Origin of the sequence: Streptomyces sp. NPDC051976 (assembly GCF_040680795.1) — a bacterium.
Classification (GTDB): Bacteria; Actinomycetota; Actinomycetes; order Streptomycetales; family Streptomycetaceae; genus Actinacidiphila.
The window spans coordinates 1-9,405 of sequence record NZ_JBFAXL010000121.1 but is presented as its reverse complement, the minus strand read 5'-3'; the positions used below and the strand labels follow the sequence as shown (position 1 = coordinate 9,405).

Here is a 9,405-nt window from a genome sequence, read left to right as displayed (position 1 = left end):
CGGGGCACTGCGCGACCAGCCCTCGACGGGCTGCAGGTCACCACCGGCCCCAATGGGGCAGACGCGTTGTCTTCGGACCACCGGCCGGTGGGGGCGGGCCGCGCAGTTCCCCGCGCCCCTACGGGGCACGACCTCTTCCGCAAGCGCAGCGCGCTTCCCCGCGCCCCTTCGGGGCACGACCTCCGTGACGGCGGGGGCACCGCACTACGTTGCTTTGGCGCAGAGGACATCGACTCTTTGGATGAGGTTGTTGGCGAAGCCGCCGCGGTTCCAGGGTTGGTGGAGGGGTTGGGTGGTGCCGGAGGTGTCGGTGGCGCGGGGGGTGAGGAGGTGGCGGCCGGGGGTGGCGGTCCAGTCGGTGTGCCAGTGGCGCCAGGCCCAGGGGTGGGCGTCGGCGGGGTCGAGGTGGGCCGGGTGCCAGGTGTGGCCGTCGTCCGTGCTGACCTCGACGGCGGCGAGGGGCGCGGCGCCGGACCAGGCGCGGCCCTCCAGCCGTACCGGGCCCGGCCGTACCACCCGGGCCCTGGACATGAAGTCCGGGAAGCCCGGCGGGATCATCAGCGCCCGCGGCGCGATCCGGCTGACCGGCTCGCCCAGGTCGTCGGCCGACTGCCGGTAGCGGTAGGCGACGTCCTGCTGGAAGCCGGTGAAGCGGGTGTCGGTGGCGGTGATCTCGCGCAGCCACTTCACATGGGCCATGCCGTACCAGCCGGGCACCACCAGCCGTAGCGGATGGCCGTGTTGCGGCGGCAGCGGGCCGCCGTTCATCGCGTACGCCACCAGCGCCTCGGGGGCGTCCGGCCCCTCGCCGAGGGCCGCCGCCAGCGGCAGGGCGCGCTGGTAGTCCTGCTCGACACCGCGCTCGACGCCGTGGTCGGCCCCGGTGAAGACCACGTCGACGGCGTCGGGATCCACTCCGGCCCGCTCCAGCAGTGCGCGCAGCGGCACCCCGGTCCACTCGGCGGTGCCGACCGCCTCCACCAGCCACGGCTGGCTCACCGGCCGCGGGGTGAGCAGCGCGCGGCCGTTGCCCGCGCACTCCATGGTGACCCGCCGGGTGACGGCCGGGAGCGCGCGCAGCTCCGCCAGTCCGAGGGCGAGCGGGGTACGCACCCGGCCGCCGACCGTCAGGGTCCAGGAGTCGGCGTCGACGGCGGGGATGTCGTAGTGCACCAGGACGTAGTGCAGTCCCGGCGGGCTCAGCTCGTAGCGCAGCGCCTCCAGCGGCAGCCCGTGATTGCGGGTGGCGAGCGCGAGTTCCTCGGTGCTGATGCCCTCCGCGGGTCCGGCCAGCCGCCCTGGTGCGCTGATGTCACCGATGCGTCCGTCCATGCGTCCATGGTGCGCTCGACTGCGCCCGGCCGCGTCCGCGGAGGCGTGTGCGGATGCGGGCGGAGCCCAGTGGGGAGAGGCTTGGACTGTCAGCCCTGTGGGTTACGGTCGCGCCGTAGCCCGTGCGAGGTGCCGCGGCGGTGGCCTACGCCCGCTCGCGCCCCCATCCCCCGTACCGGGCGCGGCATCGCTGACCTGCGCTCACCGGGAGAGGGGCGGCCCGGCGGGCGTGTGTGCCCGACAGGCCGAGCACAGCCGAGCACAGGAGATCTCGCTCGCGCCGAGCACGCCGAGCACAGGAGATCTCGCGAGGAGTTCTCATGGACGGCACCACGCTGGAAGCGATCCGGACAGCCCTGCGCGGGCCGGTCATCGCGCCTCAGGATCCCGAGTACGCAGAAGCACGCAAGGTCTACAACGCCATGATCGACCGGCGTCCGGCCGCGGTCGTCCCGTGCAGGGACGCGGCGGACGTCATGGCCGCGGTGAACTTCCTCCGCGACAACGGCTTGGACGTCGCCGTCCGGGGCGGCGGGCACAGCGGACCCGGCCTCGCCGTGATCGACGACGCCGTCACCATCGACCTGTCACCGATGAGCGGGGTGCGGGTCGACCCGGCCGCGCGGACCGCGCAGGTCGCGGGCGGCAGCCTGCTCGGCGATCTCGACCACGCCGCCCACGCGTTCGGCCTGGGCGTGCCCGCGGGCATCGTCTCCACCACGGGCGTCGGCGGCCTCACCCTCGGCGGCGGCCACGGCCACCTCACCCGCAAGTACGGTCTGACGGTGGACAGTCTGACCTCGGCCGACGTCGTACTGGCCGACGGCAGCTTCGTCACCGCCAGCGAGGAGCAGCACCCGGACCTGTTCTGGGCGCTGCGCGGCGGCGGCGGGAACTTCGGCGTCGTCACCTCCTTCACCTTCCGGCTGCACCCCGTGGACACCGTGGGGCTCGGGATCACCCTCTACCCGCTCGACAAGATCGGCGAAGTGCTGCGCTGGTACCGGGACTTCCTGCCGCAGGCGCCCGACGACCTGAACGGCTTCTTCGCGGAACTGGTCGTACCGCCCGCGCCCCCGTTCCCCGAGGAGATCCACGGGCAGCGGATGTGCGGTGTGGTGTGGTGCTGGACCGGTGACCTGGCACGCACCGAGGAGGCCCTCGCCCCCGACAGCCGGCCCGCCGCGCCCGCCTTCCACTTCACGGCGCCGATGCCGTACCCGATGGTGCAGTCGATGTTCGACGGGCTGATGCCCACCGGACTGCAGTGGTACTGGCGCGGCGACTTCTTCGACCGCATCACCGACGAGGCGATCGAGGTGCACGCCAAGTACGCGAATCTGATCCCCACCGGTCTGTCGACGATGCACCTGTACCCGATCGACGGAGCCGCGCACCGCGTCGACCCGGGGGCGACGGCCTGGGGTTACCGGGACGCCGTCTGGTCCGGCATCGTCGGCGGCATCGACCCCGACCCGGAGAACGCCGGGGCGATCAAGGAGTGGTGCGTCGACTACTGGAGCGAACTGCACCCGCAGTCCATGGGCGGCGGATACGTCAACTTCATGGGTGCGGACGAGAGCCAGGACCGCGTCCGCGCCACCTACCGCGACCAGTACGAACGGCTGACGGCGGTGAAGAAGACCTACGACCCGGACAATCTGTTCCGGGCGAACCAGAACATCACGCCCGCGGCATAGCGGAGTCGCCGGGGCGGCGAGGCGGCCGGGCTCCCGGCCGTCAGGGCGACGAGTGCCGCTGGCCCGCCATCACGTTGCGCATCGACGCGATCAGCGCGGGCTGGAGGCGGGTCATGTCGGTGGCGGAGCCGCCGTCGCCCCCGTGAAGGGCGTTGAGGTCGTCGGCGGAGACGGTCAGGGCCCCGGAGTTGTAGCCGGTGACGGTGAGGGTGAAGACCGCGCCGCCGTGCAGCACGCGCAGTTCCTGGGTCTGCGCGCTGATCGTCAGCAGATACGCCTCGTCGCCGAGGCCGGGGACGGCGGTGACGCTGTCGACCGGGGCGAGGTCGGTGGTGTCCAGGCCGCGCTGGTCGTCGAAGTCGGGGCGGGGGTCGGTCGCCTTGTGCAGATCGACCCCCACGAACAGTTCGTAGCGCGCGGTCCCCGTATCGCCCTCGGCGGCCGGGGCGGCGGCCGAGACGGTGCAGCGGATCTGGTCGAGCGCGTGTCCCAGGTGGACCGCGGCGGGGGAGACGGACTGCGCGTCGGTGACGTGGAGCGCGGTGGTCAGCGGGGCGAGGGTGCGGCCGGCGCACGGGCTGTCGGCGAGCACGTAGCCGTGCATGTCGGGGCCGCCGCCGTGGTGCCGCTCGTACGCCCGCACGCCGGCCGCCCACACCGCGGAGGCCAGCACGACGCCGCCCAGCCCCCACACCAGGGGGCGTCCGCCCCACACCCCGCGGGCCGCCGCCGGTCGCGGCTCGCTGCCCGGGTCGCCGATCACCTCGGCCAGCGGCGGCTCCTCGGGGCCACCGGTGAGTTCCGGCTCGGATATCACGGCTGCTCCTCACGACGGACGCTCGGCCGACCTGCGCCCCTCCGACCGTACGCCGTCCGCCGTGCGGGAAGGTCGTCACCGACCGTCGCGGCCCGCGATCTCCGCCTCGGACCTGGCCAGCGTCGCCGGGTGGCCGAAGAGGCCCGGGAGTCCGCCGGAGTGGAGGAGCACGGTGGGGCTGCCGGGGGTGAGCGTGCCGTCCTGTACGGCGGCGGCCAGCCCTGCGAGCGCGCGGCCGGTGTAGATCGGGTCGAGGACCAGGCCCTCGGTACGGGCGGCCAGGAGCAGGGCTCGCATGACGGGTTCGGTCAACTCGGAGTATCCGGCGCCTACTTGGTCGAGGCGGATACGGAGGGACTCCGGGGCGACGGGCTCGGGCGGGTCGAGGGGGTTGAGTGGGTCGGGCGGGTCGAGGGGGTCGAGCGCTGAGGCGAGCGCGGCGACCGTCGCCGCCGGGTCGGGTACGGCGCCGCAGTGCACGCCCAGCACGCGGTCGCTGCCCAGGGCGGCGACCAGGCCCGCCATGGTGCCGCCCGAGCCGACCGCCGTGACGACGGTGCTGAAGTCCGGTACCTGGGCGAGCAGTTCGCGCCCGCAGGTGACGTAGCCGCGGGCGCCGACCGCGCTGGACCCGCCGAAGGGGATGAGCGCGGGGACGGCGCCGCCCTGCCGCAGCTCGTCGGTGACCCGCTCGGCCCTGGCCGCCAGCCCGGCGCCGTCGGTGCGCCCGGCCCACACGACCCGGGCGCCGAAGAGGCCGTCGAGCGCGATGTTGCCCGAGGCGGAACCGCCGGGCTCACCGCTGAGGACGAGCACCACGTCCAGCCCGAGCCTGGCCCCGGCCGCCGCCGTCAGCCGGGCGTGGTTGCTCTGCGGGGCGCCGGTGGTGACCAGGACCGTCGCCCCGCCCGCGACCGCCTCGCCGCACGTCCACTCCAGCTTGCGCACCTTGTTGCCGCCCCCGCCGAGCCCGGTGAGGTCGTCCCGCTTCACCCACAGATCCCCGGCCCCGAGCCCCAACGCCCGCGCCAACCGGGGCGCCGCCTCCACCGGCGTCGGCCACACGCCCAGCGTGACCGGCCCGCCGCCACTGCCCTCGCCCACCGCCACCACCTCCGCCTTCTCCGTACGGTCTCACGGACGACCGTACGGATCTCACTTCCCGTGCGGCGTGGGCGTGGGAACCGGGTGCGGGTACGTGCTGCCGTTGCCGCTGGGGTGGTGCGAGGTCGGCGGGGTGACGGTGAAGGCGTCGGCCAGCCGCACCGCCGCCCCGGTGGGCGACGCCACACGCAGCGTCCAGGTGCCCTGGGCGGCGCCGTTGAGGTTGAAGGTCACGTGGAGGGTGGTGCCGGAGGTGCTCGTCACCGTCCCGGCGATCGGCCGCGACCCGTCCTGCGTCAGCCACACCGTGTCGCCCGACCGGAAGCCGGTCCCGGTGACGACCACCGACGGGCGCGAGCCCGTGGGCGCCGTGGCCGGGCCGACCGCCGTGACGGTGGGCGTTCCGGGGGAGACGACGCAGGAGGTGACGCACTCACCCAGCACCCCGTACGTGGCGCTCTGCGCACCGGCCTGCAGATTGATCAGCACCATCGCCGTCGTACCGGCGTAGCCCGACGGAAGGGAGCAGTAGGCGTGGCCGGACGAGGGGGACACTGAGCAGATCTCGCTGCCGTCGGTGCCGAACACATGCGCCTCGGAGCCCGAGGTGGGGCCGTCGGTGCCGAAGTCGCTGAGGTTCAGGAGGGTGTAGGGCTTCACCGGCACCGTCGCGCAGATCGCCGGGTGGCCCGCGTCGAGCGAGCCGGTCAGCGGCCCGAAGCCCGCCGGTCCCGTGGTGAGCACACGGCACTGCGACGGGAAGGCGCCCCCGGTGACCAGCCGCCAGGAGTCGAGCCGGTACGAGAACGGGGTGCCGTCGTAGTTGTTGGCGATGATCACGGCCTGGTAGCTGGTGGAGCCGGTGAGGACGCAGGGGTAGCCGTTGCGCCAGCAGACCTCGTTGCCCTGGGCGTCCGTCACCATCAGGACGGTCTTCTTGCCCGTTGCGGCAGTGGACAGCCACACCCGGTCGGCGGCGGAGGCGGTGGTGACCCGTACGCAGGCCGCGGCGAGCTTCGAGGCGAGGGTGCCGCGGGTCTGTGCGCCGCCGACGGTGGTCGAGGCGGGCGCCGCGCACTTCGCACCGGCACTCACGTCCCGGTGCACCAACTGGTAGCTGTCCGCACCGGGGTTGCCGAGCATGACGGCCGTGTAGGCGGTCCCGGGGGTCAGCTTGCAGTTCATCGTCGACGAGGCGCCCGCGTACGAGGCGCAGACCTCCCGGCCGCTCGCGTCCGCGAGGTAGACGTTCGCGGTGGCGCTGTTCTTGGTGTTCGTGTAGTCGAACATCTCGGAGGAGCCGTGGGAGTTCGCCGGGATGCTCAGGCAGGTGTACGCCTTGGCGGCGGTGAGCGTCACGTCGGCGCCGTGGCTGTCGCCGAAGGCGGACTGCGGGAAGGCGGTGCAACCGCCGGACGCGGTGGTCCGGTTGACCAGCAGCGTGTACTTGCCGGTGAACTGCGGGGTGTCGGAGGGCGATTCGCCGTCCGGGCCGTGCGTCAGGACCCGGAAGGGCGCCTGCCCGGTCAGCGCGCACTCCGCGAAGGTGTTGTCCCACGCGTTGCACTGCTGCAGACCGAGCGCGTCCACCACCTCGGTGAACGGGGTGCGCTCTCCATCGACGCCGGGGTCGAGCAGGTACAGACCGGCATTGGACGCGGTGGGCAGCAGCAGACAGCCCCGCTCGCCCGGGCCGGTGAGCGTGCCGTGGTACGGGCCGGTCGCGAAACCGGTGTCGGGCGCCGCGACACAACCCGTCGTCGCCGTACGGCTGATGAAGACAGGCACGTACGGCGTGCCGTCGTCGGGCGAGCGGAAGAGCAGGGTGTACGTGCCGGCGGTCAGGGTGCACAGGTCGTTCGTCGTGCCGCCCAGCTGGCAGGCACGCGTGCCGTCCTGCCGGTAGACCTGCGTACCGGCCACGTCGTAGGTCCCGGCGGTGGTCACGTGGATCTGCCAGCACGGGTCGCTCGACGGCGTCGGCGCGGTGCCGTACACCTGCGGTGCGAGGGCCGTGCAGCCCACAGGGTCGGACATCCTGCCGATGCGCATCCTGTATGAGCCGGTGAAGTCGTACCAGCTGCTGTTGATCACGCGGTACGGGCCGGTGCCCGTCAGGACGCAGCCGTCCTCTCCATCGGCGCGCGTACAGCTCGGCAGGCCGTCGGGGCCGACGACGGTGGTGCGCAGGTCCCCGTAGACGTCCGTGCTCGCGCTGACGTCCACGCGCTCGCCCGCCGTGCCCTGGAACGGCTGGCAGTCGGTCTGGACCGGGGAGCCCAGCGTGGCGTGCAGCACCGGCAGGCCGTAGGAAGTACCGATCGTTGCGGCACAGCCGCTGGTGCTGGTCAGGGGGACGACGGCCAGGGTGTAGTCGGCCGCGTCGAAGATCGAGCTGTCCTCCAGCAGGAGGGTGTACGTGCCCGCCGCGGCCAGCGGGCCGCAGGTCGCGTCGTCGGTTCCCGCGCAGACCTGCTCACCCGCGGCCGTGTAGAGCGTCCAGGTGGTCGAGCCGCTGGTCGACTCGCCGCCCTTCAGCGAGACCGCCGCGGGCCCCGCGGGCAGCGCGATCGTGCGGCACTGCGCCCCGCCGACCGGAACGGTGCCGGTGGCCACCGCGCTGCCCGGGTCGCCGAAGGGTGCGGCGGAGAGGGTGGCGCAGCCCGTCGGGTGGGAGACGCGGAAGACGGTCACGCTGTAGGTGATCGCCTGCGCGTAGGTGTCGTGCAGCGCCATGCGGAAGGGACCGGTGCCGGTCACCTGGCAGGTGTCGCCGTACTGCCCGACGGAGCACACCGCGGTGTCCGTGGAGTCGTACACGGTTGCCTGGAGTTCGTACGACACCCCGCCCACGCGGAGCAGGTCTCCGCTGGTGAGGCCGGTGCCGGGGAAGCCGTAGCAGGCGGTCGTGTCGCCCGCGGGGAGCGTGCCGGTCAGTGGCGCGGCGCCCGAGGCCAGGTCGGCGTCGGTGAGGGCGGTGCAGTCCGCGGGCGGTACGTCGGCGGCGGTCGCGCGGGAGGTCAGCGGGGCGGTGCGCTTGGGCTGCCTGGTGGCCTTGGCCTTCGCGGTGAGCGCGGGCTTCGCTGTCGGCTTCGGCTTCGCCGTGACGGTCGGGCGCGGCGCGGGCGCGGTCGCCTTCGTCGTCGCCGTGACCGACGCGGCCTTCGCGCGGGGCGCGGTGCCCGCGGCAGGCGAATTCGCCGCGGCCAGGGTCGTACCGGCCGATGGCACGAACAGTGTGATGAAGGCGAGCAGCAGTACGGTCAGCGCACTCGTCACTGCCCGCCGCGCACGCCGAGGCGTCGACAGCATGGTCCCCCCACTCCCGCAGTCCCCCGTGCGCGGGGAGAGCCCCCAGCGGCACGTGTACAACTCCCGCCCCCCGGGCGCGCAGGCGCCCCTTGCGGTGGGCGGATCGTAGCACCGGGGTTCGCGCGCCGGGAGAGCGTTTTCCGGGCGGGTGTCGCTGAGGTCACACCCGGGGTGCGGATAAGGGGGCGGAAGGGTGGGCAGGGATTGGCTTTTCGGAGAGTGACGGGGGGAAACCGGGCCGTGACCGGTAGGATGGGGCATGCTATTGTCGAAGTCAGTTGCAGTTGTGGTTGCCTATGACTTCAGGTGCTCTTATCGGTGGTCATACCGGTAGGCGCACTTTTTTATTTCGGGGGAATCGCTGCGGCGACGTGGGCGTTCGCTTGAGGCGGAGCCCGGCTCGCCGGTTTCATACCGCACCCCGTATCCACCGTGTTTTCCGCGTTTTTCCGCCCGCCGGGACGTGGCTTTCTGTCCGGCGGGCTCGTTCTGGTCTTTTTCCGGCTCGTTCTTGCGACTCCTGGCGCGGCTCAGCGCTGCCCGGGTCCCTCGATACGCGCCCAGCATCGAGGAAGGTTTCGCATGAACCGCACCACCGGCAGTAATGACCGCTACTCACGTTCGGGCTCGGGAGCCGGGTCCCGGTCCGGCTCGCGCTCCGGATCCGGGTCCTGGTCCGGCAAGGGCTCCGGCTCGCGTTCCGGGGGCCGCTCGGGGCAGGGCGGTGGCGGCCGCAGCGGTGGCTACGGCCGGCGGCCCGCCGCGCCGCAGGGGGAGTTCGCGCTCCCCGTCACCGTCACGCCGCCGCTGGCGCCCGTGACGTCGTTCGCCGAACTGGGGCTGCCCGAGCCGCTGTTGGCGCAGCTGACGAGCCTCGGGGTGCTGGAGCCGTTCCCGATTCAGGCGGCCACGTTGCCGAACACCCTTGCCGGGCGCGATGTGTTGGGCCGGGGGCGTACGGGTTCTGGCAAGACGCTGGCGTTCGGTCTGGCGTTGCTGGCGCGGACCGCGGGGCAGCGTGCCGAGCCGCGGCAGCCGCTGGCTTTGGTGCTGGTGCCGACGCGGGAGTTGGCCCAGCAGGTCACCGACGCGCTGACGCCGTACGCGCGGACGCTGCGGCTGCGGATGGCCACCGTCGTC

6 protein-coding genes are annotated in these 9,405 nt (G+C 73.1%); 2 read left to right on the top strand and 4 right to left on the bottom strand.

Features of this window, described 5'->3' with window-relative positions:
• Nucleotides 1-204 precede the first annotated feature (204 nt).
• On the bottom strand, nucleotides 205-1,332 hold the full coding sequence (locus AB0M29_RS44545) for a sulfite oxidase (protein WP_365393470.1): 1,128 nt from the start codon (nucleotides 1,330-1,332) through the stop codon (nucleotides 205-207).
• Nucleotides 1,333-1,652: 320 nt separating this feature from the next.
• Here AB0M29_RS44545 and AB0M29_RS44540 point away from each other — a divergent pair, with 320 nt between their 5' ends.
• Nucleotides 1,653-3,032: an FAD-binding oxidoreductase gene (locus tag AB0M29_RS44540; protein WP_365393468.1), complete on the top strand. Its 1,380-nt coding sequence runs from the start codon at nucleotides 1,653-1,655 to the stop codon at nucleotides 3,030-3,032.
• A gap of 40 nt (nucleotides 3,033-3,072) precedes the next feature.
• Here the strand turns inward: AB0M29_RS44540 and AB0M29_RS44535 are convergent, their stop codons facing one another.
• The 3 genes from AB0M29_RS44535 to AB0M29_RS44525 all read right to left on the bottom strand — a co-directional run bounded on the left by AB0M29_RS44535 (nucleotide 3,073) and on the right by AB0M29_RS44525 (nucleotide 8,265).
• Nucleotides 3,073-3,849, bottom strand: coding sequence for a hypothetical protein (locus AB0M29_RS44535; RefSeq protein ID WP_365393466.1), 777 nt, complete (start codon nucleotides 3,847-3,849; stop codon nucleotides 3,073-3,075).
• Nucleotides 3,850-3,924: 75 nt separating this feature from the next.
• Complete coding sequence (locus tag AB0M29_RS44530; protein ID WP_365393464.1) at nucleotides 3,925-4,953, bottom strand: pyridoxal-phosphate dependent enzyme; 1,029 nt, start codon at nucleotides 4,951-4,953, stop codon at nucleotides 3,925-3,927.
• Nucleotides 4,954-5,004: 51 nt separating this feature from the next.
• Nucleotides 5,005-8,265 carry a hypothetical protein gene (locus AB0M29_RS44525; RefSeq protein WP_365393462.1) on the bottom strand — a complete coding sequence of 1,087 codons (3,261 nt, stop codon included), beginning with the start codon at nucleotides 8,263-8,265 and terminating at the stop codon, nucleotides 5,005-5,007.
• A 582-nt stretch (nucleotides 8,266-8,847) separates the two neighbouring features.
• Here AB0M29_RS44525 and AB0M29_RS44520 point away from each other — a divergent pair.
• Nucleotides 8,848-9,405: DEAD/DEAH box helicase (locus tag AB0M29_RS44520; RefSeq protein ID WP_365393460.1), on the top strand; the 558-nt coding region annotated here is incomplete at its 3' end.